This window comes from Staphylococcus borealis (assembly GCF_001224225.1).
Lineage (GTDB): Bacteria > Bacillota > Bacilli > Staphylococcales > Staphylococcaceae > Staphylococcus > Staphylococcus borealis.
In genome coordinates, this window is the sequence record NZ_CUEE01000010.1 from 12,994 (window position 1) to 38,111 (window position 25,118).

At 32.0% G+C, this 25,118-nt stretch carries 23 protein-coding genes and 2 pseudogenes; 22 read left to right on the top strand and 3 right to left on the bottom strand.

Going from position 1 to position 25,118, the window contains the following annotated elements; genetic code table 11:
- The first annotated feature begins 12 nt into the window (after window positions 1–12).
- From AK212_RS10630 to brnQ3, 16 genes and pseudogenes are all read left to right on the top strand, one after another.
- Entirely contained in the window at window positions 13–513 is a 501-nt protein-coding gene (locus tag AK212_RS10630) for a PTS sugar transporter subunit IIA (RefSeq protein ID WP_053030845.1), read from the top strand.
- The gene (locus AK212_RS10635; protein ID WP_053030848.1) at window positions 513–734 is read left to right on the top strand and encodes a YozE family protein; all 222 of its coding nucleotides are present in this window, start codon (window positions 513–515) and stop codon (window positions 732–734) included. Before AK212_RS10630 ends, AK212_RS10635 begins: the two co-directional genes overlap by 1 nt.
- Window positions 735–1,026: 292 nt before the next feature.
- Entirely contained in the window at window positions 1,027–2,499 is a 1,473-nt protein-coding gene (locus tag AK212_RS10640; RefSeq protein ID WP_053030851.1) for a S41 family peptidase, read from the top strand.
- An 18-nt stretch (window positions 2,500–2,517) separates the two neighbouring features.
- Complete coding sequence (locus AK212_RS10645) at window positions 2,518–3,021, top strand: GNAT family N-acetyltransferase (RefSeq protein ID WP_053030854.1); 504 nt, start codon at window positions 2,518–2,520, stop codon at window positions 3,019–3,021.
- An 18-nt stretch (window positions 3,022–3,039) separates the two neighbouring features.
- On the top strand, window positions 3,040–4,107 hold the full coding sequence (locus AK212_RS10650) for an undecaprenyldiphospho-muramoylpentapeptide beta-N-acetylglucosaminyltransferase (protein ID WP_053030856.1): 1,068 nt from the start codon (window positions 3,040–3,042) through the stop codon (window positions 4,105–4,107).
- A gap of 18 nt (window positions 4,108–4,125) precedes the next feature.
- Window positions 4,126–4,746, top strand: coding sequence for a phosphatase PAP2 family protein (locus tag AK212_RS10655; protein WP_053030859.1), 621 nt, complete (start codon window positions 4,126–4,128; stop codon window positions 4,744–4,746).
- A 411-nt stretch (window positions 4,747–5,157) separates the two neighbouring features.
- A pseudogene (locus AK212_RS13875) lies at window positions 5,158–5,264 on the top strand (hypothetical protein); the annotation flags it as partial.
- Window positions 5,265–5,622: 358 nt separating this feature from the next.
- Entirely contained in the window at window positions 5,623–6,282 is a 660-nt protein-coding gene (locus AK212_RS10660) for a response regulator transcription factor (RefSeq protein ID WP_053030862.1), read from the top strand.
- A complete protein-coding gene (locus tag AK212_RS10665) occupies window positions 6,279–7,640 on the top strand; it encodes a HAMP domain-containing sensor histidine kinase (RefSeq protein WP_053030865.1) in 1,362 nt (453 codons plus the stop codon). Before AK212_RS10660 ends, AK212_RS10665 begins: the two co-directional genes overlap by 4 nt.
- Before the next feature lie 461 nt (window positions 7,641–8,101).
- Window positions 8,102–10,910: pseudogene (locus tag AK212_RS10670) on the top strand (2-oxoglutarate dehydrogenase E1 component).
- A gap of 11 nt (window positions 10,911–10,921) precedes the next feature.
- Window positions 10,922–12,193, top strand: coding sequence for a dihydrolipoyllysine-residue succinyltransferase (gene sucB / locus AK212_RS10675; protein WP_053030870.1), 1,272 nt, complete (start codon window positions 10,922–10,924; stop codon window positions 12,191–12,193).
- An 850-nt stretch (window positions 12,194–13,043) separates the two neighbouring features.
- Window positions 13,044–13,850, top strand: coding sequence for a VOC family protein (locus tag AK212_RS10680; protein WP_053030878.1), 807 nt, complete (start codon window positions 13,044–13,046; stop codon window positions 13,848–13,850).
- A gap of 35 nt (window positions 13,851–13,885) precedes the next feature.
- A complete protein-coding gene (locus AK212_RS10685) occupies window positions 13,886–14,089 on the top strand; it encodes a DUF6501 family protein (RefSeq protein WP_053030986.1) in 204 nt (67 codons plus the stop codon).
- 156 nt (window positions 14,090–14,245) lie between these two features.
- The gene (locus AK212_RS10690) at window positions 14,246–15,037 is read left to right on the top strand and encodes an ATP-binding protein (RefSeq protein WP_053030879.1); all 792 of its coding nucleotides are present in this window, start codon (window positions 14,246–14,248) and stop codon (window positions 15,035–15,037) included.
- 12 nt (window positions 15,038–15,049) lie between these two features.
- Entirely contained in the window at window positions 15,050–16,939 is a 1,890-nt protein-coding gene (locus AK212_RS10695) for a vWA domain-containing protein (RefSeq protein WP_053030882.1), read from the top strand.
- A gap of 129 nt (window positions 16,940–17,068) precedes the next feature.
- Window positions 17,069–18,412: a branched-chain amino acid-like transporter carrier protein BrnQ3 gene (gene brnQ3 / locus AK212_RS10700; protein ID WP_053030884.1), complete on the top strand. Its 1,344-nt coding sequence runs from the start codon at window positions 17,069–17,071 to the stop codon at window positions 18,410–18,412.
- Between the two features lie 85 nt (window positions 18,413–18,497).
- Here brnQ3 and AK212_RS10705 read toward each other — a convergent pair whose 3' ends face one another.
- From AK212_RS10705 to AK212_RS10715, 3 genes are read right to left on the bottom strand one after another with little or no spacing between them, the layout of a single operon-like run.
- Window positions 18,498–19,667 (bottom strand): toxic anion resistance protein, encoded by a 1,170-nt coding sequence (locus tag AK212_RS10705; protein ID WP_053030886.1) that lies wholly within the window; start codon window positions 19,665–19,667, stop codon window positions 18,498–18,500.
- 27 nt (window positions 19,668–19,694) lie between these two features.
- A complete protein-coding gene (locus AK212_RS10710) occupies window positions 19,695–20,321 on the bottom strand; it encodes a 5-bromo-4-chloroindolyl phosphate hydrolysis family protein (protein WP_053030888.1) in 627 nt (208 codons plus the stop codon).
- Between the two features lie 21 nt (window positions 20,322–20,342).
- Entirely contained in the window at window positions 20,343–20,612 is a 270-nt protein-coding gene (locus tag AK212_RS10715; protein ID WP_053030890.1) for an acylphosphatase, read from the bottom strand.
- Window positions 20,613–20,775: 163 nt separating this feature from the next.
- On the opposite strand from AK212_RS10715, the gene msaA reads away from it, so the two are divergent.
- The 6 genes from msaA (at window position 20,776) to AK212_RS10745 (ending at window position 25,112) form a co-directional block, all read left to right on the top strand.
- Entirely contained in the window at window positions 20,776–21,084 is a 309-nt protein-coding gene (gene msaA, locus AK212_RS10720; RefSeq protein WP_053030892.1) for a regulatory protein MsaA, read from the top strand.
- Between the two features lie 204 nt (window positions 21,085–21,288).
- A complete protein-coding gene (gene cspA, locus AK212_RS10725; RefSeq protein ID WP_002433901.1) occupies window positions 21,289–21,489 on the top strand; it encodes a cold shock protein CspA in 201 nt (66 codons plus the stop codon).
- A gap of 193 nt (window positions 21,490–21,682) precedes the next feature.
- Window positions 21,683–22,030 (top strand): transposase family protein, encoded by a 348-nt coding sequence (locus AK212_RS10730; RefSeq protein WP_053030894.1) that lies wholly within the window; start codon window positions 21,683–21,685, stop codon window positions 22,028–22,030.
- A 38-nt stretch (window positions 22,031–22,068) separates the two neighbouring features.
- A complete protein-coding gene (locus AK212_RS10735; protein ID WP_244881445.1) occupies window positions 22,069–22,995 on the top strand; it encodes an ISL3 family transposase in 927 nt (308 codons plus the stop codon).
- Window positions 22,996–23,347: 352 nt separating this feature from the next.
- Window positions 23,348–23,854 carry a CPBP family glutamic-type intramembrane protease gene (locus AK212_RS10740; protein WP_242450162.1) on the top strand — a complete coding sequence of 169 codons (507 nt, stop codon included), beginning with the start codon at window positions 23,348–23,350 and terminating at the stop codon, window positions 23,852–23,854.
- 4 nt (window positions 23,855–23,858) lie between these two features.
- On the top strand, window positions 23,859–25,112 hold the full coding sequence (locus tag AK212_RS10745; RefSeq protein WP_207104984.1) for an Msa family membrane protein: 1,254 nt from the start codon (window positions 23,859–23,861) through the stop codon (window positions 25,110–25,112).
- Window positions 25,113–25,118 lie beyond the last annotated feature (6 nt).

A 25,118-nucleotide genomic window follows, 5' to 3' on the forward strand; every position in this document is an offset into this window, starting at 1 on the left:
GAGTGACTAATAATGTTTAAAAAATTATTCGGTAAAGGTAAAGAAGTTAATAAAGAAATTGAAATTTATGCACCACTAACTGGTGAATATATCAATATTGAAGATATCCCAGACCCAGTTTTCGCACAAAAAATGATGGGTGAAGGATTTGGTATTAACCCAACTGAAGGAGAAGTAGTTTCACCAATCGAAGGTAAAGTTGATAATGTATTCCCTACAAGACATGCAATTGGTCTTAAAGCAGATAACGGTTTAGAAATTTTAGTTCATATTGGATTAGATACAGTTCAATTGGATGGTCAAGGTTTCGAAATCTTAGTAAGTAGCGGTGATACTGTACAAGTTGGTGACCCTTTACTTAAATTTGATTTAGAATATATTAAAAATAATGCGAAAGATGTCATTTCACCAATCATTATTACAAATTCAGATCAAACTGAATCAATTTATGTTAATGATGTTAAAGCAGTGATTAAAGGTGAAACTAAAGTCGTAGATGTGACAATGAGCTAATGAAAGAACATTCTTTTTATCAATTTGCGCTAACAGCTAGAGGCCGTAAAGATAGCAAAGGAGATTTAGCTGAAGAAATATTTAATGATTTATCTTTTCCTAAACATGAAAAAGATTTCAATCAATTATCTGATTATATAGAAATGCAAAGTGATATAACATTACCGATGTCAGTATTTGATGATTTATATGAAGAATATACAGAATGGCTGAAATTCTAAATTTAAAATAGTCAATTCAAGTATATATAATTTTATGTTTTGCATTGTACATTCGCATTAGTTGACTGAATGAAACATGTGTTTGAAACAAGTTTTTAATTCTAGTTAACCTTGCCGGGGTGGAACTCTGAATTCACAACGAATTCTGTTCCACTCCTTTATCATTTTTATGTGTATATAGGTATTTGTTTTCTAATAAGTTGCGTTTATGTTTAAATAACGACATACTTATATTATCTTTTTAGATGAAATTAATATAAATACATACGATGTTATACGAGGAAGTGGTTTTATGAGTCATCATTCTGAGGAGAGACACAATCATGTTGACGCCAAACAAGATAATGGCAAATCTTCAAATAAGAAAATTCGATTTAAAGCTTGGCAATTCATATTACTTATATTAGGAATTATAGTATTAACGGCTGGAATAACAGTTGCCGCTACAATAGGTATTAGTCACAAAATAAGTGGATTAAATAAAGAGGAACGCCAAGAAATGAAAAAAATCGAGTATGCCTACAAGACACTTAATAATGATTATTATAAGAAACAAAGTGCTAGCGATTTATCTGAAGCCGCTATAGATGGCATGGTAAAAGAACTCAAAGATCCATACTCTGAGTACATGACTAAAGATGAGACGAAAAGTTTCAATGAGGATGTTTCAGGTGACTTTGTAGGAATTGGCGCTGAAATGCAGAAAAAAGATAAACAAATCATGATTACTAGCCCAATGAAAGATTCACCTGCCGAAAAAGCCGGTATACAACCTAAAGATGTTGTAACTAAAGTGAATGGAAAATCGGTTGTAGGTAAGCCATTAGACCAAGTAGTTAAATTAGTTCGTGGTAAAGAAGGAACAACCGTCAAATTAACGATCAAACGTGGTTCACAAGAAAAAGATATTAATATTAAGCGTGGAAAAATTCATGTAAAAAGCGTGGAGTATAAGAAAAAAGGCCATATTGGTGTCTTCACAATTAATAAATTCCAAGATAATACTGCTGGAGAACTCAAGTCAGCAATCATAAAAGCGCATAAAGACGGTGTGCGTAATATTGTATTAGATTTAAGAAATAACCCTGGTGGTTTACTTGATGAAGCAGTTAAAATGGCGAATATCTTTATTGATAAAAATCAAACGGTTGTCAAACTTGAAAAAGGTGACGATACTGAATCCATTAAAACGTCGAATGATGCTACAAAAGAAGCTAAAGACATGAAAGTCAGTATTTTAGTAAATGAGGGCTCTGCAAGTGCTTCTGAAGTCTTTACAGGTGCTATGAGAGACCACCATAAAGCAAAAGTTTACGGTTCAAAAACATTTGGTAAGGGAATAGTACAAACAACTCGTGAATTCAAAGATGGTTCATTATTGAAATATACTCAAATGAAATGGTTAACACCTGATGGTCATTATATTCACGGTAAAGGTATCCAACCTGATACTAAAATTGCATCACCTAAATATCAATCTATCAGTGTCATTCCTACTGATAAAACATATACTGTGGGTGATAACACCAAATATGTAAAATCAATTAAAATTGGCTTAGATGCGTTAGGTTATGACGTTGACGATGAATCAAATCAATTTGATACACAATTAGAAACAGCTATAAATTCATTCCAATCAGACCACCAATTACAAGTGAATGGTAAATTTGATAAAGAAACCAACGAGAAATTTACACAATTATTAGTTGAAAAAGCTAATAAAGAAGATAAAGTATTAGATGATTTAATAAACAAATTAAAATAAAGAGGTGTTTTTAAAACAATGATTAGGTTAGGTAAATTACAAGATATTTCACAAATAGAGGCATTAGTTGAGGAAGCTAAAGCATTAATGAAAGAATTTAATAATAATCAATGGGATGATAAATACCCAGTGTCAGAACATTTTGAAGAGGATATCAAAGCTGAAACACTATATGTTTTAGAAGAAAATGACACAATTTATGGCTTTATCGTGGTCGACCAACAACAATCAGAATGGTATGATGATTTAGAATGGCCAATCGAACGTCAAGGCGCCTATGTCATTCATAGACTTGCTGGCTCACAACAATACAAAGGTGCAGCTACAGCATTATTTGATTTTGCTGTAAAATTAGCTGAAGATCATAATATCCATGTTATATTAACAGACACGTTTGCTTTAAATAAGCCAGCACAAGGATTATTTGAAAAATTTGGTTTCATAAAAGTCGGTGAAGCAGAAATTGACTATCATCCATTTGATAGAGGCGCACCATTCTATGCATATTATAAAAATATTTAAGAATAGAGGTTAATTACTATGTCTAAAATAGCATTTACCGGTGGCGGTACTGTTGGACATGTTTCGGTCAATCTAAGTTTAATTCCAACAGCTACTGATAAAGGACACGACTCATTTTATATTGGTTCTAAAACAGGTATTGAACGTGAAATGATTGAATCACAGTTACCTAATATTAAATATTATCCAATATCTAGCGGTAAATTACGTCGATATTTATCAGTCAATAACGCGAAAGACGTATTCAAAGTTTTAAAAGGGATCATTGATGCACGTAAAGTATTAAAAAAAGAAAAGCCAGACTTGCTATTTTCTAAAGGAGGATTTGTATCAGTTCCTGTAGTCATAGCAGCACGCTCATTGAATATACCAACGATTATCCATGAATCAGATTTAACACCTGGTTTAGCTAATAAAATTTCATTAAAATTTGCTAAAAAAATCTATACTACGTTTGAAGATACTTTGAAGTACTTGCCTAAAGAAAAAGCAGACTTCGTAGGCGCTACGATTCGTCAAGACTTAAAAGAGGGTAATCAAGCACGAGGCTATCAATTAACCGGTTTCGATGATTCTAAAAAAGTATTACTTGTTATGGGCGGTAGTTTAGGTAGTAAAAAACTAAATCAAGCTATCCGTGAAAATTTAGAAGCCTTGCTTCAAGATTATCAAATCATTCATTTAACTGGACATGGATTAGTAGATGATCGTATCGATGCTAAAGGCTATGTTCAATATGAATTCGTAAAAGAAACATTAACAGATTTACTAGCTATTACAGACACTGTCGTGAGTCGTGCAGGATCTAACGCAATCTATGAGTTCTTAACATTGCGTATTCCTATGTTATTGATACCGTTAGGACTTGATCAATCTCGTGGGGATCAAATCGATAATGCAAAGAATTTCGAATCTAAAGGCTATGGTAGAATGATTCCTGAAGACCAGCTTACACAAGTTAAATTATTGGAACAACTTAAAGATATTGAGCATAATCGAGAATCGATTGTGAAACAAATGGAGACATACAACGAAAGTTATACCAAAGAGGATTTATTTAATAAAATTCTACAAGACGCTTTATAAACTCAGGAGGTGTAGACAATGAATCGCGCGAAACGTATTACCTTATTAATCGTTTTTACATTAATATTTGGTATCATTGCATCCTTCCATGAGTCTAGATTGGGTAAATGGATTGATACAGAAGTGTATGAATTTATTTATTCATCTGAAAGTTTTATCACTACCTCAATCCTTTTGGGGGCCACGAAAATTGGAGAAGTATGGGCCATGGTATGCCTTTCATTGATGCTTGTCGCTTATTTAATGCTAAAACGTTTCAAAATCGAAGCACTATTCTTCGTGATTGTCATGTCGCTATCTAGTATATTAAATCCATTATTAAAAAATATCTTCGACCGTGAACGTCCAACGTTATTGCGACTAATAGATATATCAGGATTTAGTTTTCCTAGTGGTCATGCTATGGGCTCAACATCATTCTTTGGTAGTGCAATGTTCATAGCAAATCGACAAGCGAATGGCAATAATAAAGGTATTATTATCGGATTATGTGCACTATTTATTCTTCTTATTTCTATTTCAAGAGTATATCTAGGCGTGCATTATCCTACAGATGTCATTGCTGGCATAATTGGTGGTGCTTTCTGTATCGTCCTTTCAACTTTAATACTTAAAAACCACTTATATCCAACCATTTAAACAAGAGGCTGGGACAAAAAATAATATAATGAAGCTATTTTGCAAATTCGCAGTAGCTGACTGAACTGAGAAGGCGCTTAATTCAAGCTTTTCTCAGTTCTAATCACCCTTGCGGGCGGGGCCCCAGCAAAGAGAATTTCATCAAGAAATTCTACAAGCAAAGCAAGCTGGGGGGGACAACGAATTTAAAAAGAATTCTGTCCCACTCCCTTCTATTTTAAAGTCATATGAATAAAGTATTCATAAATTAATCACGCCTTTGAAATTTAAATATATCATTCTCAACACTACATATAAAAAAAGCAGTGAACCTCGGCATTAGATTCACTGCTTTTTATTAAAACGTTTAAAGTAAGTTTGAAACTTTAACGTTAGTCTTTTACGGGCATATAAAAGGGGAATAACTTGAAAATGACCAATCCTTTAAGAACGAAATATATGTGGGGGGAATTGTCTTATTCGGTATTGATAATCATTTTCAAATACTATTATACATTATTGATAATCATTGTCAATTATAATTGCGAAAAATTCTCAATTAAATTTGATTATCTATTTACAATTTCAATCATTTATCTAATTCCAATCTCTGATGTGATAAAATGTAGGTTATGTTATGATAAAGTGCATTTGACTTAGTTCGAGCCAAAATGATTAATTTTAATGATGATCTCGCAAATTTACAATAGATGATTGAAATGAGAAAGTACTTTAATTAAACTTTTCTAAATGCTAGTCATTCTTGTGACGACATCCCGTCAAAGCGCATTTCCAGATGAGCAGTGCAATCTGGAAATCAAGACATTAGCATTTAGAATTCTGTCACGCTCACTTTAAAACTAAGATTAATGCATCTAAATAGAGGTGGAAATAAAAATGACCAACATTCTTATTGTTGAAGATGAACAGAACTTAGCTCGCTTCTTAGAACTAGAATTAACACACGATAATTATAGTGTAGATATAGAATATGAAGGGCAATCAGGACTTGATAAAGCGTTAAGTAACAATTATGACTTAATCATATTAGACTTAATGTTACCAAATATAAATGGTTTAGAAATATGTCGTCGTGTGAGACAAGAACAATCAACACCAATCATTATTATTACAGCGAAGAGTGATACATATGATAAAGTGACTGGCTTAGATTATGGTGCTGATGATTATATTGTAAAGCCCTTTGAAATTGAAGAACTCTTTGCACGTATTCGAGCAGTATTACGCCGTCAACCTCAGAAAGATATTATCGATATTAATGGTATTAAAATAGATGTTGATGCGTTTAAAGTTACAATCAATGGCGAACAGTTAGATTTCACTAAGACTGAATACGATTTACTCTATTTGTTAGCAACTAACCGAAATCGTGTGTTACAAAGAGAACAAATTTTAGATCATGTTTGGGGCTATGATAGTGAAGTCGAAACAAATGTCGTAGATGTCTATATTCGATATTTACGAAACAAACTTAAACCTTTTGATAAAGAAAAAACAATTGAAACCGTACGCGGTGTCGGGTATGTGATTAGATGATTAAAAAAGGTACGTTAAAATATAAATGGATGATAATTACAACACTGATAATGTTTAGTACCATTATTCTTTTTTGTTTAGTTATCATATTCTTTTTAAAAGCCACTTTAAGAGATGGAGAAATAGATGAAGCTGAACACAGTTCTAGTGATATCGTTAATTTAGTTGAATCTCGGTCAATGGATGATATCACAACGTTAGATTTGTCTGCTACTTTAGAGAACTTTGAAAAAGCGATTATTTACGACCGTAATGGTAAACAATTGATGCAATCTTCGAATGAAAATATGATTAATTTCAAACCTGAAGTGGACTTTGTTAATCCTGAAACAATTCAAATTACAAAACATCATGGTGTGCCATATTTAATCATAACTGAGCCAATACATAGTGACCGTTTTGAAGGTTACAGTGTTTTAATACATTCACTTGAAGGCTACAACAATGTTGTTCGGTCATTGTATTTTGTGGCAATCGCATTTGGCTTATTAGCAACAATCATCATGGCAGGTATTAGTTATATCTTTTCAACGCAATTAACGAAGCCCTTAGTAACAATGTCTAATAAGATGATTCAAATACGTCGTGATGGCTTTCAAAATAAACTTGAGCTTAAGACAAACTATGAGGAAACAGATAATTTAATTGATACCTTTAATGATATGATGTATCAAATTGAAGAATCTTTTAATCAACAACGCCAATTTGTTGAAGATGCTTCTCATGAATTACGTACACCGCTTCAAATCATTCAAGGTCATTTAAATTTAATTCAACGTTGGGGCAAAAAAGATCCGGCCGTCCTTGAAGAATCTTTGAATATCTCACTTGAAGAAATGAACCGAATAACAAAACTAGTAGAAGAATTATTGCTACTAACTAAAGATAAAGTGAACAATCAAGCTTTAGAGTTTGAAGAAGTAAACATCAATGAGGAAATACGTTCACGTATTAAATCTTTAAAACAATTGCATCCAGATTATGAATTTGAAACACATTTGTCCAAGAAGCCATTAACATTACAAATCAATCGTCATCAATTTGAACAACTGTTACTGATTTTTATAGATAATGCGATGAAGTATGATAAAGATAATAAGCAAATAGAAATAGCGACGCGATTAAGAAATAAACAAATCAGTATTGAAATTACAGACCATGGCCTCGGCATTCCTAAAGAGGATCAAGAATTTATTTTTGACCGTTTTTATAGAGTGGATAAATCACGAGCGAGAAGCCAAGGTGGTAATGGACTAGGTCTTTCAATTGCTGAGAAGATTGTTCAGCAGTATGGTGGTTACATTACGGTTGATAGTGAAGTAAACGAATACACAACGTTCAAAATTATATTTAAATAACGACATTAATTCAAGAGCCTGGGACAAGTACGATGTCTCAGGCTACAAATAAATATTGGCAATAGTTGACTGAATTAAACATGCACTTACAACAACCATTTTTTAATTTTAGTCTACCTTGCCGGCAGGGCCCCAGCAAAGAGAATTCATCAAGACATTCTACAATCTAAGCAAGCTAGGAGAGGAACAGAAATAAATTTTTAAAACTTTATTTCAAGTCCTCTCCCTTTTTCTACTTGATCATCTATCTAAATTAAGACTAACCAAACCTCATGTTCCAATTTCAATTCTACTTTTTATGATTTTATCATTAATCTTCACTCATAATTAGATAAATTTAGTGCACTTATTTTAGTTATTTTGTTTTTTCCATAATATTCTGTTAATGGACTTTATCAATGCTAGAAATAGTGCTATTATTGACCTGTAAGCGGTTTAACTATTTTGTGGAGGGTAATATTATGGCAAAGGATAACAAGGATGTTACAGAAGCTCCTGTAAACTTTGGCGCTAATCTAGGTCTAATGTTAGATTTATATGATGATTACTTACAAGACCCAAGTTCGGTTCCAGATGATTTACAAGTGCTTTTCAGCACAATTAAAAACGGCGAAGCTCACGTTGAAGCTAAGTCTACCACTGAAGGGAGTGGTTCATCAGCAGGCGACGGTACAATTAAACGTATTATGCGTTTAATTGATAATATTAGACAATACGGTCACCTTAAAGCTGACATTTACCCTGTTAACGCTCCAGAAAGAACCAATCTTCCTAAGTTAGAAATTGAAGAATTTAACTTAGATAAAGAAACATTGGAGAATGTCTCAGCAGATATCGTATCTGATCATTTCAAAGATATTTATGATAATGCTTACGAGGCAATTCAACGAATGGAGAAACGTTATAAAGGGCCGATTGCTTTTGAATATAATCATATTAATAACAATAAAGAACGTACGTGGTTAAAACGTCGTATCGAAACACCTTATAGAGCAAACATCAATAATGACGAAAGAAAGCAATTATTCGATACTTTAGCGCATGTTGAAGGCTTTGAGAAGTATCTGCACAAAAACTTTGTTGGTGCTAAACGATTCTCAATTGAAGGTGTCGATACATTAGTACCAATGTTACAACATACATTAAAGCGTGCAGCTGAAGTTGACATTAATAATATTCAAATTGGTATGGCACACAGAGGTCGTTTAAATGTTTTAACTCACGTACTCGAAAAACCATACGAAATGATGATTTCTGAATTTATGCACACAGACCCAATGAAATTCTTACCTGAAGACGGCAGCCTTGAATTAACTGCTGGTTGGACAGGAGATGTGAAGTATCATTTAGGTGGTGTGAAGACAACTTCATCATATGGTATTGAACAACGTATTTCATTAGCTAATAACCCAAGTCACTTGGAAATCGTTGCGCCAGTTGTAATTGGTAAGACACGTGCATCACAAGATGATACACACCATGCTGGTAAACCAACAACAGACTTCCATAAAGGTATGCCTATTATTATACATGGGGATGCTGCATACCCAGGACAAGGTATTAACTTTGAAACAATGAATTTAAGTAACCTAGATGGTTACTCAACTGGTGGTGCATTACATATCATCACTAATAATAGAATTGGATTTACAACAGAACCAGTGGATGGTCGTTCAACAACGTATTCTACTGATATTGCAAAAGGATACGATGTACCGATTCTGCATGTAAACGCAGACGATGTAGAAGCAACAATTGAAGCTATTGATATTGCAATGGAATTCCGCAAAGAATTTCATAAAGATTTTGTAATTGATTTAGTTGGTTATCGTCGATACGGGCATAATGAAATGGATGAACCTTCAATTACAAATCCACTTCCATATCAAAATATTCGTAAACATGATTCTGTTGAAATCATCTATGGTAATCAATTAGTGGCGGATGGCGTTATTTCTAAAGAACAAATGGATGACGTTATGGATAAAGTTCAAAAAGAAATGCGTGCTGCCCAAGATAAGATTGATAAATCAGATAAAATGGATAATCCAGATATGGAGAAACCTGAATCATTACAAGAACCATTGCAAAGTGATGATAAAGATTTCTCAATAGATCATCTTAAAGAAATCAATGATGCTATGCTTTCATATCCTGAAGATTTCCACATACTTAAAAAACTTAATAAAGTACTTGAAAAACGTCGAGAACCTTTTGAAAAAGAAAATGGTTTAGTTGATTGGGCTCAAGCAGAGCAACTAGCTTTTGCAACCATCGTTCAAGATGGCATTTCTGTTCGCCTAACAGGACAAGATAGTGAACGTGGTACATTCAGTCATAGACATGCTGTGTTACACGATGAAGAAAATGGTGATACCTATACACCGTTGCATCATGTACCTAATCAAAAAGCGACATTTGAAGTGCACAACAGTCCATTATCTGAAGCTGCCGTGGTTGGTTTCGAGTATGGTTATAATGTTGAGAATAAAAATAGTATGAATATTTGGGAAGCGCAGTATGGAGACTTCTCAAATATGGCTCAAATGATGTTTGATAATTTCATGTCATCAGCTCGTGCGAAGTGGGGAGAACGAAGTGGCTTAACACTATTCTTACCGCACGCATTTGAAGGTCAAGGCCCTGAACACTCTTCAGCACGTTTAGAAAGATTTTTACAATTAGCTGCAGAGAATAACAGTACGGTCGTTAACTTATCAAGTTCAAGCAACTATTTCCATCTATTAAGAGCACAAGCTAAAAGTTTGGGCACTGAAGCGATGAGACCTCTAATTGTAATGTCTCCGAAAAGTTTATTAAGAAATAAAACAGTAGCTAAGCCTATTGATCAATTCACCACAGGTGGATTCAAACCAATTATTGTTGAAGATGGAAATAAAGACAAAGTGACTAAACTCGTACTAGCTTCAGGTAAAATGTTTATTGATTTAAAAGAACATTTAGCTAAAAATCCTGACGATTCAATTTTGCTAGTTGCAGTTGAACGTTTATATCCATTCCCTGAAGGGGAAATTAAAGAAGTATTAAATGAATTACCAAATCTTGAGACTGTATCTTGGGTTCAAGAAGAACCTAAAAACCAAGGGGCTTGGTTGTTTGTTTATCCTTACTTAAAATCACTTGTAGGTAACCAATATAATTTAAGTTATCATGGTAGAATACAACGTGCAGCACCAGCTGAAGGTGATGGAGAAATTCATAAGCTTGTTCAAAATCAAATCATTGAAAGTAGCATTGAAAAATAACTAGGGGGAAATATTATGCCAGAGGTAAAAGTTCCAGAATTAGCAGAATCTATAACAGAGGGTACCATTGCAGAATGGTTAAAAAATGTGGGAGATAGCGTTGAAAAAGGCGAAGCTATTTTAGAATTAGAAACAGATAAAGTTAACGTTGAAGTAGTTTCTGAAGAAGAAGGTGTACTTCAAGAACAGTTAGCTTCAGAAGGCGATACAGTAGAAGTTGGTCAAGTCATCGCTACGGTTGGTGAAGGTAGTGGAAATTCATCAGCAAGTAAATCAGAGGTGTCAGAAGACGCTCAATCTAATAGTTCAGATGATAGCGGTAAGAAGGACGCACAACCAACTGAACCACAATCTAATAAAGAAGAGGAACCATCATCTTCTAACAATCAACGTATTAATGCGACACCATCAGCACGTCGTCATGCACGTGAAAATGGCGTGGATTTAAGTACTGTTTCTGGAAAAGGAAACGATGTTGTTCGTAAAGATGATGTTGAAAATAGCCAAAAATCAACTCAATCACAACCTTCGCAAGAAGCTAGCAAAAAAGAAGCACCTAAAAAAGCTTCAAGTGCGCCTAATAAACCAGTAATTAGAGAAAAAATGTCACGTAGAAAGAAAACAGCTGCTAAAAAATTATTAGAAGTATCTAATAATTCAGCTATGTTAACGACGTTTAATGAAGTTGACATGACAAACGTAATGGAATTACGTAAGCGTAAAAAAGAACAATTTATTAAAGATCATGATGGTACAAAATTAGGATTCATGTCATTCTTCACTAAAGCCGCTGTCGCAGCATTGAAGAAATATCCAGAAGTAAATGCTGAAATTGATGGCGATGATATGATTACTAAACAATATTATGATATTGGTGTCGCTGTTTCTACTGATGATGGTCTATTAGTTCCATTCGTACGAGACTGTGATAAGAAAAACTTTGCAGAACTAGAAAGAGCGATTGCTGACCTAGCAGTTAAAGCGCGCGAGAAAAAACTCGGCCTAGATGATATGGTCAATGGTTCATTCACAATCACTAATGGTGGTGTATTTGGATCAATGATGAGTACACCTATTATCAACGGTAATCAAGCAGCAATTCTTGGTATGCACTCTATTATTACTCGACCAATTGCAATCGATAAAGATACTATTGAAAATAGACCTATGATGTACATTGCTTTAAGTTATGACCACAGAATTATTGATGGTAAAGAAGCAGTAGGATTCTTAAAAACGATAAAAGAATTGATCGAAAGCCCTGAAGACCTACTATTAGAAAGCTAATCATAACGGAAAACAACCTCAAACTAATATTGATAAGGCTGGGGCATCAATCCTAGCTAAATAAAAGCTGAGACATAAATAATATAATGAAGCTATTTTGCAAATTCGCAGTAGCTGACTGAACTGAGAAGACGCTTAAATCAAGCTTTTCTCAGTTCTAATCATCCTTTTGGGGGGTGGGACAACGAATTTAAAAAGAATTCTGTCCCACTCTCTTCTTTATTTACGATACTTCCTATTGGTAGCTCGCTAGTCCAACTTTCTATGTATGAAAACTGTTTATTCGATATTTTCTATGGTGGGCCCCACACTAAACTCCGTTTCATGATCCATTTTAGAACTACTTAAGCCGGGTTAACCATTTTACAAAATTCACAGTTGCTGACTGTACTGAAAAGGCATTTGAACATACAAAAACCTTAGAATAACTCACTATTAGTTAGCAGTCTAAACTATGTTAATTTATATCTCTAGGCTATGTAAGTATGGCGTTAAATGATAAATATTTCTGCTCACATATTTATCACACTCAAACTTCGAAATGTTGCAAATACAAATAAAAACCATGTAAAACGAACTATCACAAAAATTTAAATGAACAACTACTACAACAACAACTTACTATTAAACACCCCCTTCCTATTCATCAAAGGATAGGGGAGTAGTTATATATTTGTTTTATAGGATATTAAATATATTTTATAAACAGACTTTATTAAGTTTTATATTTATATAATACGATTTTTGAAATTCTTAGACTTCGCCAATGCTTTATGTAGTTCATGATATAAATCGTATTTAAAATGCGTTATAATGAATAGGAAAAGACAAATATTAGGGGTGTCATTGCATGAGTGGACTTAGAAGTGTCACATTAGGGACAAGTGATCTTTCTAAAACAAACAAATTATTTAAAGATATTTTAGGACTTAATGTAGCAACTAAAAATAAAGCATTACGTTTTGGTGATGCAGATTTAAGTCCAGGTACACGAATACACTTTGTTGAAGTGCCAAATCCTGAATACCAAAACCAACATATCGCTAGTGTTGGTTTAAGAACACCATCTGATTCAGGTTTAGAAGAGTATCAAACCATTTTGAAAGATAATGATTTTAAGTTTGGTGAAGTAACTGAGTTAAATGGTAATAAGCATTTTAATTTTGAGGATAATAACGACCAAATCTTTGATATTTATTCAAATGAACTTAATACTGGTGTTGGTTTAGGTACACCTACTTTTGAAAGTACAGTAAACCCACTTCATCAAATCCAGGGTTTGGGACCTATTATTATTAAAGTGAATGAATTACCAGTTACCGCTTCTATTCTGACAAATGTATTTAACCTAACGCATTATGCAGAATATGAATCGTCAGCTTTTCCTGAAACAATGATTCAAGTGTTTCAAATTGGAGAAGGCGGTTTAGGTGGCGAAATTCATTTATATCAACCTAAAGATCCTATTGAACTAAAAGAAGAAGGTATTGTTGAACAAGTTGAGTTTAGTGCAAACTCTCAAGAGGCATTCGCACATGCGCAAAAGGAATTAGACGATATTGGAATTCCTTACCAAACGTTAGATCAAGGCGATGCTCAGTCATTACGCATTACCGAGAATAGTGGCATCTCGTTTATTTACACATTAGAAAAGTAATACAAAGACAATATGGAGGATTTAAATTTATGGCTATGTTACATGAAATGTGGAAAACACGTACACCAATTAAAAAAGTAGAAGTTATCAATACTGATGCAAAAAAATTCACAGTATCTGATATGTTAACAGTTGGTAAACAATATGATGTGATTAACGAAACCGAAGAGTACTATCAAATTATTGATAATTCTGGTTTAGTTGGTGGCTATTACAAATCATATTTTAAAGAAATTTAGTATAAATCGTTATGTATGTTCATGATTAAATTAAGACTTAGGGGTTAACTTTGGATATTAGATGATGTATAGGTTGTGCTAAACAATACATTACCTTCATTCAATTTAATCTCTTAGTCTATTTTTCATTTTAAAGAAGGAGCGTAAGTAATCAAAATGATTAAAAATCAATATATCAATTCAGATGAGTCAGTATTCAATGATGCTAAAGCTTTATTTAGTTTAAATAAGAACATTTTACTAAAAGGACCTACAGGTTCGGGTAAAACAAAATTAGCCGAAACACTTAGTGCTACTGTAGATACACCAATGCATCAAGTCAACTGTTCTGTAGATTTAGATGCTGAAAGTTTACTTGGATTCAAAACAATTAAAACTAATGATCAAGGGCAACAAGAAATTGTGTTTATCGATGGTCCCGTTATTAAAGCCATGCGTGAAGGTCATATCCTTTATATCGATGAAATTAATATGGCTAAACCTGAAACATTGCCAATTCTCAATGGTGTGCTAGATTACCGACGTCAACTTACTAATCCATTTACTGGCGAAGTGATCAAAGCTGCGCCTGGATTCAATGTCATCGCCGCAATTAACGAAGGGTATGTAGGTACACTTCCTATGAATGAAGCTCTAAAAAACCGCTTTGTCGTCATTCAAGTAGATTACATTGATGGTGATATACTTAAAGACGTTATTAAACAGCAAAGCCAACTTCAAGATGATGCAATTATTGAGCAAATCATTAAATTTAACGAAGATTTGCGCACGATGTCTAAACAGGGACAAATTTCTGAAGAAGCAGCAAGTATTAGGGCATTAATTGACTTAAGTGATTTAATTACTGTCATGCCAATTGAACGTGCGATTCAACGTACGATTATTGATAAATTAGAAGATGAGCGTGAACAACAAGCAATCAAAAATGCGATTGAATTAAACTTTTAGAGAGGGATTATTATGAGCGATCGTTTTATCAAATTTAATGATGAGCAATTAGATGCTAAGCAAGTTATGATGTTGCAAGACTTAGCACGCTTACTTCTCAAAAATGAACAAACACAAGTTAAAATTCAAAAATTCCCTTATTATGATCCAATCAACAACACATTGATTACAAGTTGGTTCTGGTCGCACCGTCCCGACCATATAGAGAAAGCTGGGCTTAAAACAGATGTCATGCTTGCCGCTTACGGATATCAAATGATGGATGAAACTATTGTTAATAATGTACTTCATGATGATGAATTTGCACATCCGAAGTTCTATCAACAACTTTTTAGATTACTTGAAGATATGCGTGTATTTAATCATATTCGTATTGCACGTCCTAGCACAGCTAAATTAATAGATTTACGTTTACAAACGCGATTGTCTTATACGGAGTCTCAAATCAAATTTTATAAGACTAAAACAGTATATACTGACTTGCTATTTTTATATTTAGAAAAAGCATTTCTAAGCCAAAACTTCTATGATATTCCAACCATAGATTCACAATTAGATGATATTTTGAATTCAATGTTTCTGTACTTACCTAACTTTTTCCAAAATGAAACATCAGAAGATAATATGTACTTAGCACAACGCATCATGTTTCAAATCGATGATATATTAAACAAAGATATGTTAAACGAATATTATCATCTTCCTCGAAGGGTATATGAAGCAATCCACGAAATGTCATTTGATGAGTTGAAACGAACAGATGCAAGTAACGTCGACGGTAAAGATAATACATCTGAAGATACAGATGCAGAAACTGCTGAAGCTGAAACAAAAGCTCAAGATAGCAAATCAGAAGGCGGCGCATATCTTGAAATGGAACTTCATGAGGGTGAAAATAGTGAGGTTATGAGTGATAATGATACTGCGCGTGAGGGTGATTCCACAGACGACATGACGGATATGATGACTAAAAAAGGGCGCGGGTCAGAAAATACACTGAACAACGATGAAGGCGGGTTCATTGGCGAGAACGCTTCATTTGCACTTAAAGGAATTAATGAAAATGTTGAAATTAAATGGAATGTACCTGATATTGAACCTGATTTCTTGCCAGCATATCAAGATGTTAAAAATGATGTTCAATTCGAAACAAAAGATTTAATTCAAATTATTAAAAAGACGATTGATCGAGAACATGTAGATGAACGTCACAATTTAACTAAAGGTCGTTTACAACGAGATTTAACTAATTGGTTTATCGATGACCAATATAAATTATTTTATAAGAAACAAGATTTAAGTAAGACGTTCGATGCTACTTTCACATTACTAATTGATGTGTCTGCAAGTATGTTCGATAAGATGGAGGAAACAATCAAGGGTGTTGTGCTTTTCCATGAAACGCTTAAAGCACTAAATGTTAAACATGAAATACTGGCATTCAATGAAGATGCATTTGATTCTGATGATCGTAAACAGCCTAACATCATTGATGAAATTGTTCATTACGATTATTCAACTATGGAAAAAAGCGGGCCACGAATTATGTCGTTACACCCGCAAGACGATAACCGTGACGGTGTAGCCATACGTATTGCTAGCGAACGTTTACTAAGAAGAAGTCATAATCAACGTTTCCTAATCGTCTTTTCTGATGGAGAACCTTCAGCTTACAATTATGCGCAAGATGGTATTTTAGACACGTATGAAGGGGTAGAAATGGCACGTAAATATGGTATTGAAGTATTTAATGTGTTCTTGAGTCAAGATGTTATTACAGAAGACATTGAACAAACTATTCATAATATTTATGGACAATATGCCTTATTTGTTGAGGGCGTAGAAAATCTTCCAAGCCATCTATCACCATTACTCGAAAAATTACTACTAAAATCATTTTAAAATTTTGTATAAGTATAGCTTTAAATATATATCAACTTTTCAAATTTTCTGAAATCACATAGACTTGCAATTCCTTTTTATGCTAGAATGTTTAATATTGCAAACATACACATAAAAAGGAGCAATTCTATGAATAAGAATACTTGGATTGTAGGATTTACGTTATTCGCTATGTTTTTCGGCGCAGGTAATCTTATTTTTCCACCAAATTTAGGTCAAGATAGTGGTCATTTCTTTTGGCCCGCTGTGATCGCATTTTGTTTAACAGGCATTGGCTTACCGTTACTAGGCGTTATTGTAGGCGCTTTAGACAAGCAAGGTTACGTAGGTTCTTTAAACAAAATATCACCTAAATTTTCAATTATATTTTTAATTATTATATATTTAACAATCGGACCTCTGTTTGCAATTCCGCGTACAGCTTCAACTTCATTCGAGATGACTGTCACACCAATTGCTCATACAAATAGTAATCTTATACTATTCATATTTACGTTGATTTATTTCCTAGTCGTTCTTTACCTTTGTATTAATCCAGGTAAAATTGTAGATCGCATCGGATCATTGTTAACACCACTATTGTTGATAACAATTTTAGCCATGATTATTAAAGGTTTCGTCGATTATAGTGGTAATACGCCATCTCATGGAAATCAAGTTGATTATAGTTCAGCTATCGGAAGTTTTTCGAAAGGCTTTACAGAAGGTTATTTAACGATGGATGCAATTGCAGCAATTGCTTTCTCAATGATTGTAGTGAATGCAATAAAAGCAACTGGGGTAAAACATGCAGATCAAATATTTAAACAAACAGTAATGTCAGGTTTGATTGCAGCTGTAGCACTCATCTTCATATACGTATCATTAGGATTTATAGGTAATCATATGAACGTAGACAATGAAACACTTAAAAATTTAACTGCTAAGGATCAAAATGTAGGTGCCTACTTATTAACAACAATGGCAGCAAGTGGTTTTGGTGTCTTTGGCAAATATTTATTAGGTATTATTGTTGCATTAGCTTGTTTGACAACTGCTTGCGGCTTAATAGTGGCTGTAAGTCAGTATTTCAATAGAATATTCCCTAAAGTTTCGTATAAAGCTTATACAATATTCTTTACTTTAATTAGTTTTATATTGTCCAATTTAGGTTTAAATGCAGTAATATCCATGTCTGTTCCAGTATTGAGTATTATTTATCCTGTTGCAATAACTGTGGTATTACTTATCTTACTTGCAAGATTTATACCAACTAAGCGAATTGCTCAACAAATACCAATTGTTGTCATTAGTATCGTTTCAATTTTGAGCGTTATTAGTTCTAATGGTTGGGTGAAGATGTCATTTATAGATGCTTTACCATTAAAGCAATATTCATTAGAGTGGTTCCCCATAGCAGTGATTGCTACCATTATTGGTTATATAGTCGCTAAGTTTGTAAAACAGGACTATATTATTTATCAAAAAGAATAGTTCTTTAACAAAATTTGCAACAAGTCGAAGATATTAAAAAGCACATCAGACTCAAATTGAGTTGTGATGTGCTTTTGTTTATGTGCTATTCTTTCTTCATAGAAAGTAAGTGTTGTTTTAATTCATCTTCTAAACCAACGAGTTCTTTTTCTGCTTCTTTACGTTTTTGGCGACCATTTTGTTGAATTTGAAGTGTTTGTTCTATCGTTTCGATAATATCGCTTTGTGTCGATTTAAGTGTTTCAATATCAACAATACCGCGCTCATTTTCAGTTGCAGTTTCAATTGCATTTTGTTTTAGCATCGCCGCATTTTGCGTAAGCAAATCATTGGTTGTATCAGTTACAGCACGTTGCGCGGACACTGCATTACGTTGTCTCATCAATGTAAGGGCAATCGCCATTTGATTTTTCCATAGAGGAATACTTGTTAAAATCGAACTTTGAATTTTCTCAGCTAAAGCCTGATTCACATTTTGAATCATACGGATTTGTGGTGCAGTTTGTATTGCAATTTGACGAGATAATTGTAAATCATAAATGCGTTTATCTAAACGATCAACAAATTGTTCCATATCCGCGACAGCTTGGATATCCATTTGATTGCCACTTTGATGCGCATTTGCTTGTAATTTTGGAATATCCTCAGCTTGTATTTCATGTTTTTTTCTTTTAGCAGCAGCAATATATAAATTAACATCATCAAAGTAATCTTTATTTTGTTGGTATAAACCATCTAATAATTTAATGTCTTTAGATAGATTATTTTTGTGTCTATCAAGTTGAATAGTAATTCTATCAATTTGCGAACTAACAGATTGCATTCTTGAAAACACTTCATTAATAGAAGCTTTCGTACGTTTAAATAAACGTTTCAACTTAGATTGTTTCTCTGGATTTAATTCATCAGGGTTGACGGCTTTTAGTTTTGACATTAGCTGATTAAGTGAATCCCCAACAGGTCCAATATCTTTTGTCTGCACTTCATCCAACATTTTATGCGAGAATTGAGACATGTTTTCTTGTAAATGAGTACCATAAGTTAGTAACCCATCATTATCTAAAGGTTTAATTTGTTGACTAATAGTTTCAATCTTTTGTAGTTCTTTATCAGTAAATTGTTGATGAAAATCGTCTAAAACTGTATTATCATGTGCTAGGTTAATGTTGTTTTCATTATTTAAATTATTAAACTGTTGTTGTTCTATATAATCATCTAATGGATGTGCGTTGTTAAATTGTTCATCTCGAGACATTTAAGTAAATCGCTCCATTTCTTTATTCTATTTATCTTTATGACGTGTTTGTTCCAATTTATTAAGTTGCATTTCAACATCTAGACGTTCGTAATCATCTTCATTGATTCTCTTCAAATCAGCAATTAGTGTACGTTTCACTTCATCTAGCGTGATACGTGTTTGTTCTAATTTTTGCTTTTCTTCAACTGATTTTTTTGGCATTTTAGCCAGTCGAGTATACGACTCAATTAAATTTAAAGCATTGTCTATATGTGAATAAAAGAAACTTTCAACTTTAAAGAACATTGCTGGTCGTTGTTTAACAGCAAAGTGAATAGACTTTGATATTCTATAGATGTCATTTATTTGTCTAAAATCCTGAATAGATCTTACATTGATAAATGACTTCAATATAGTACGTATCTTGTCTTGGGTTTGCTTTAAATGGTTTCTCACGTAATAATAGTCTCTTCGTGAAAGGCCAATTTCTGTTAAATACTTCTTAGACGTAAGTCGTTGAGTAGGGAAGTAGGACACAAAAAACATCCCAATTCCTATTAAACCATCAATAATGAATGATAAATCAAAGCCAAAAACGCTGATCAACCATGACACTATTGCTACTGGAACCCCCACAATCACGCCAAAAAGTCGAGAAATATTGTATCTCAAATGACATCTTCCTTTTTATATTTAAATCGATTTAAAGTCTGTAAAATCTTCACTCAAATTAGTTTCTTCAAGTTCATAGTGTGTAACATGTGAAGCAGGTGATGCACCATTGATCACAGCATTAATAAACTGATCAATATTATCGTCATTACCTATTGCATATATTTCAACATAATCATCTACATTCTGAACTGTACCTTTAACATGATATTTGATTGCTAATCTTTGAGTGTAATATCGAAAACCTACACCTTGAACAGTTCCAAACACTTGTAAATGCTTTTGCTTCATAGTATCACCTCTTAAACTTATTATACGTAGTTTTATACTAAAAAACTAATATTTACTATTGAATCAAGAGGCTATCAGTCAAAAGTATGAGCCGTTATATTTTTAATTCAGATATAAAATAGTTAAAATAAGTATTATAGGTTAATTGAGAGGGGATTTATATATGTGGACAGTTACCAAGATCAGAGCTGACTACGAGGGATGGTGGTTATTTAGTGACTGGACAGATAAAATTGTTGAACAACATCAATTTTCAACGTATGCTGAAATGATTGATTACTATAAAGATATAATTGCAAAAAGTAAAAATGATTATGATAATTATGTTGTTGGTAAATACAATATTCATGCATTTTATAACAACTGTGATTTAAACTTTTGTGAAGATTGTGAAGAAGACTTACAAATATTTTATAGTTTTATTGTATTAAATAATAAAGAAGTATATTATAATCTACCTAAAATTAATTAAAAGATAATTTTCTATAATTGTATTGCAATTTGGTAAGAACTAACATATAATTACTACTAAGCAATGGTTTTATTCCATATTGCAAAGAATATCTGTAAGAGTTATTTATAGCGTTTCGTTATTCATACATAATTGTCACATGTATTTTTTGTAATATGCGAATAATGCATATTGAAAGAATTTAGTCTTGGAGGTTTCAGAATTATGAAACAAGGTACAGTTAAATGGTTTAACGCTGAAAAAGGTTTTGGTTTTATCGAAGTTGAAGGTGAAAACGACGTATTCGTACACTTCTCAGCAATTAACCAAGATGGTTACAAATCATTAGAAGAAGGTCAATCAGTTGAATTTGAAGTAGTTGAAGGCGACCGCGGTCCTCAAGCTGCAAACGTTGTAAAACTATAATAAATAGATTGTAAAATATTGACTTTAGTAACACCTTACCAAGATGTAAGGTGTTTTTTATTTGGTTCTAAGAGAAATGCGGTTGATGAAACAAATTGATTGTTTCATTAACCGCATTTTTTATACAAAAAGAGCGCAAATATCTCTATAATATTAAGTGACCAAACCAAATAAAAGGAGAGATATCGCGCTTATGAGTAATTGTATCGCAGAAACATTAGAAATTAAAGATGAAAATATTATTTGGGAAAACCGTGTAGAACGTTTTTCCAATGGATATATAACAGCTAAATGTTATTTTGGCACATTAACTTATACGCCTAATCATTGTGAGAACTGTGGCTTCCCAAATGAAAACCATCGTATTGTTAAAAATGGTAAACGCCAAATATTAATTAAAGTACCTAAAGTTTCAGAAGTTCCTACGTATATTTCGCTCAAAAAACAACGTTTTTTATGTCGCCAATGCCATAGTACCTTTGTCGCTCAATCTGAAATAGTAGACAAACATTGTGTGATTTCAAATAATACAAAAAAATAATCTTAAATAAAAGTGTTCAAGACCGTTCGGTCAAATCTATTAGTGAAAGTACCAATACCTCATTCCATACGGTTACGCGTATTATTAATGAAGCAGCTAAAGAGATAGCTCAGACACCATCTAAATCCTTACCAGAACACATTATGATTGATGAACTTAAAACAGTAAACGGTCAAATGAGCATTGTGTACTGTGATGGCTTAACACATCAATTTGGAGATATCATCGAAAGTCGTAAAAAACGATTTGTTCTTGACTACTTTTATCATTTTTCTTTAGAAGAACGTAAAAAAGTAAAAACTGTTTCCATTGATATGTTTGAAGCTTATATTTACATGATTCAGGAATTATTCCCTAATGCGCGCATCATTATTGATCGTTTTCACATTGTTCAATCTATCAATAGAGAAATTAACACTGCGCGTATCCGTTTGATGAATGAAGTTAGATACACAGATCACCGATTTTATAATAAGTTAAAACGGCATTGGAAGATATTTCTTACCGATACAGAAAATCTAGAAAGCTTTGTTTATGGCCCTGTTAAACTCTTCGACAAATGGATGACACCTCAAGGTGTCTTGGATTATATGCTAGAAGGAAATGACATACTTAAATTTACGCATCAAGTAGGCCATCAGCTTAGACGGGCTTTAAAACTCAATCAATCGGAAAAGTTCTTTAGTTGTATTAAAGACGAAACATCTATTTCTAAAGGTTTAAATAGAGTATTAAATACATTCGATAAATTTTCACCACATATTATGAATACGTTCAATTTTCCACATTTATCAAATGGACCTATCGAAGGTTTTAATAATAAAATTAAAGTTCAAAAACGTATAGCTTACGGTTATCATAACTTCGAGAATTTCAAATGTCGTATAATCATCAAAGAACGATTATTTAAAAAAACAAAAAGGAAACCAAGACTAAAAAAGTCTGATTTCCACCTTGTCGCTTAATCTTATTATAATTAAATAATTTTTTTATTTATCAACCGATGTTTGCGTAGAACCTTTTATTTTAAGTTAATAATGGCTTTAGAAAAGGATTGTACGAAAAATGAGTTTACCTTTTATTGAATGGTACAAAATAAAATATTGTTTTTATTGTATAAATATATTATTATTATACTGATAAGTAGGAGAAAGGAGAGATGATTATGTTAAAACTTTTAGATATATTCCAATTTTCAATTGGTAGATTTTATATCGGCTATCGTGGCCGTCATATTAAATGGTAATATCAATCTTAAAAAATCGAAGAATAATTTGTATATTTGCAATTATTTGTATAATACTCAGTAGTTCAATGATGCTAAATTTATTAATAGGCTTAACTGCTTATCTAATAAAATCAGAATTTTTAGAGTTTATAGTTTTATTGTTAAGTATTAACATCTGTTTTTTAATAATACCTACTTATCTTTCTTCAATTTTTTCTTATAAATTCGATCCATACTCAATGTATAAATTTTCAAATATATTAATTTACACAATTATTTTTATTTTAGTGTTTTATTTTTTTGATGATTTTAAATTAACATTATTTTATTTAACAATTGCAATGGGAGAAGAATATTTATTTAGAGAAGTTGTTTATAAAATTCTATTAAATAATTTTAGTTTTATCAATTCAATTATTATAGGTTCTTTATTGTTTTCTTTGTTATTACATTTAAATGAGTCAATAATAACAAATTTATTAATTAGATTCCCATCTAGTATTTTATTATATTTATTAAGATATGCTTTTGGTCTTAGGGCATCTATAAGTGTTCATTGGATTTATAATATTTTAGTTTCAAAAGTAATAGGGTGATTGTATGAAATTAGCACTTATTTCGATTTTAGTAAATTGTATTTTTTATATTTATTTAGCTTATTTGGGCTTAGATATAAATTTATTTTTATCAACTGTTTTAACTATTATTATTCCTTGCTTAATTTCTTCAATAGCAATAATCTTTGTTAAACCATCAATATTACATGTGTTAATCACTGTTGCATTTAATGTTTTTTATTATATAATTTACAGTTTATATATTATGAATTTAGATGGTTATTTAGAATATGTTTCTAAATATAATATTGATAATAATGATATAAATATACAAGTGTCACCAAATATGTTAGAAATCTCTCAAGTAATTTTTTTAATATTGGCTTATTTAATACCTCAACTATTCATAATATTTATTAAATTTAAAAAAGGGAGAAACATGTTAGAATTTAAAGATATTTCAAAAAAGTATCATAAAAAAGCAATTTTAGAAAATATAAATTTCAAAATATGTAAAGGTGAAAAAGTCGGTTTGCTTGGTACTAATGGGGCAGGTAAAACTACTTTAATGAAGCTAATTGCTAAATCTCAGTTGCCTACCCAAGGTCATATTTTTTATAATGGCATTGATATAAATAGTAAAGATAACGTTTTAAATGATTTTGCATTTATGATTAATCAAATCTATTTCCCTGAAATTAGCGCTAGAAAAAATTTAGAATATTACTTAGAAATTAATAATAAAAAAGAATATTCTAACGATATAAGTAAAATTTTAAATCTAGTTGCTCTAGAAGATAACTCGAAGAAAGTAAAATACTTTTCATATGGTATGAAACAGCGATTATGTTTGGCGTTATGTTTAATAATCAAACCAAAAGTTGCTATTTTAGATGAACCATTTTTAGGTTTAGATCCTATTGGAGTACAAAAATTAATAACAATAATCGAACAATTTTCTAAAGAGAATGACACAATTTTTTTAATATCTAGTCATCAATTAAAAGAATTAGAAGGATTGTGCACAAGGTTTTTATTATTAAATAAACGAAAGATTACAGAAATAGATGTTAAAGAACAAAACAATATTATAAAATTGAAATTTAAAAAAACAATTAACAATATTGACAATTTACTTTCTAAGTTCTCATTTATTGAAAAAATCGACTTAAATATTGTCACTATAAAAAATGAGAACGATAACTTGTCTAAATTACTTGTAGAGTTAAGTGATAATTCTTTATTAGAAGTTATACATAACTCACATGATTTAGAATCATATTTTTATCAAGAGTAGGTATTA

Excerpts from the sequence above, each read along its gene's own strand:
- AK212_RS10630 (WP_053030845.1), top strand. The coding sequence starts at position 13 with ATGTTTAAAAAATTATTCGGTAAAGGTAAAGAAGTTAATAAAGAAATT.
- AK212_RS10635 (WP_053030848.1), top strand. The coding sequence starts at position 513 with ATGAAAGAACATTCTTTTTATCAATTTGCGCTAACAGCTAGAGGCCGT.
- AK212_RS10640 (WP_053030851.1), top strand. The coding sequence starts at position 1,027 with ATGAGTCATCATTCTGAGGAGAGACACAATCATGTTGACGCCAAACAA.
- AK212_RS10645 (WP_053030854.1), top strand. The coding sequence starts at position 2,518 with ATGATTAGGTTAGGTAAATTACAAGATATTTCACAAATAGAGGCATTA.
- AK212_RS10650 (WP_053030856.1), top strand. The coding sequence starts at position 3,040 with ATGTCTAAAATAGCATTTACCGGTGGCGGTACTGTTGGACATGTTTCG.
- AK212_RS10655 (WP_053030859.1), top strand. The coding sequence starts at position 4,126 with ATGAATCGCGCGAAACGTATTACCTTATTAATCGTTTTTACATTAATA.
- AK212_RS10660 (WP_053030862.1), top strand. The coding sequence starts at position 5,623 with ATGACCAACATTCTTATTGTTGAAGATGAACAGAACTTAGCTCGCTTC.
- AK212_RS10665 (WP_053030865.1), top strand. The coding sequence starts at position 6,279 with ATGATTAAAAAAGGTACGTTAAAATATAAATGGATGATAATTACAACA.
- sucB (WP_053030870.1), top strand. The coding sequence starts at position 10,922 with ATGCCAGAGGTAAAAGTTCCAGAATTAGCAGAATCTATAACAGAGGGT.
- AK212_RS10680 (WP_053030878.1), top strand. The coding sequence starts at position 13,044 with ATGAGTGGACTTAGAAGTGTCACATTAGGGACAAGTGATCTTTCTAAA.
- AK212_RS10685 (WP_053030986.1), top strand. The coding sequence starts at position 13,886 with ATGTTACATGAAATGTGGAAAACACGTACACCAATTAAAAAAGTAGAA.
- AK212_RS10690 (WP_053030879.1), top strand. The coding sequence starts at position 14,246 with ATGATTAAAAATCAATATATCAATTCAGATGAGTCAGTATTCAATGAT.
- AK212_RS10695 (WP_053030882.1), top strand. The coding sequence starts at position 15,050 with ATGAGCGATCGTTTTATCAAATTTAATGATGAGCAATTAGATGCTAAG.
- brnQ3 (WP_053030884.1), top strand. The coding sequence starts at position 17,069 with ATGAATAAGAATACTTGGATTGTAGGATTTACGTTATTCGCTATGTTT.
- AK212_RS10705 (WP_053030886.1), bottom strand. The coding sequence starts at position 19,667 with ATGTCTCGAGATGAACAATTTAACAACGCACATCCATTAGATGATTAT.
- AK212_RS10715 (WP_053030890.1), bottom strand. The coding sequence starts at position 20,612 with ATGAAGCAAAAGCATTTACAAGTGTTTGGAACTGTTCAAGGTGTAGGT.
- msaA (WP_053030892.1), top strand. The coding sequence starts at position 20,776 with ATGTGGACAGTTACCAAGATCAGAGCTGACTACGAGGGATGGTGGTTA.
- cspA (WP_002433901.1), top strand. The coding sequence starts at position 21,289 with ATGAAACAAGGTACAGTTAAATGGTTTAACGCTGAAAAAGGTTTTGGT.
- AK212_RS10730 (WP_053030894.1), top strand. The coding sequence starts at position 21,683 with ATGAGTAATTGTATCGCAGAAACATTAGAAATTAAAGATGAAAATATT.
- AK212_RS10740 (WP_242450162.1), top strand. The coding sequence starts at position 23,348 with ATGCTAAATTTATTAATAGGCTTAACTGCTTATCTAATAAAATCAGAA.
- AK212_RS10745 (WP_207104984.1), top strand. The coding sequence starts at position 23,859 with ATGAAATTAGCACTTATTTCGATTTTAGTAAATTGTATTTTTTATATT.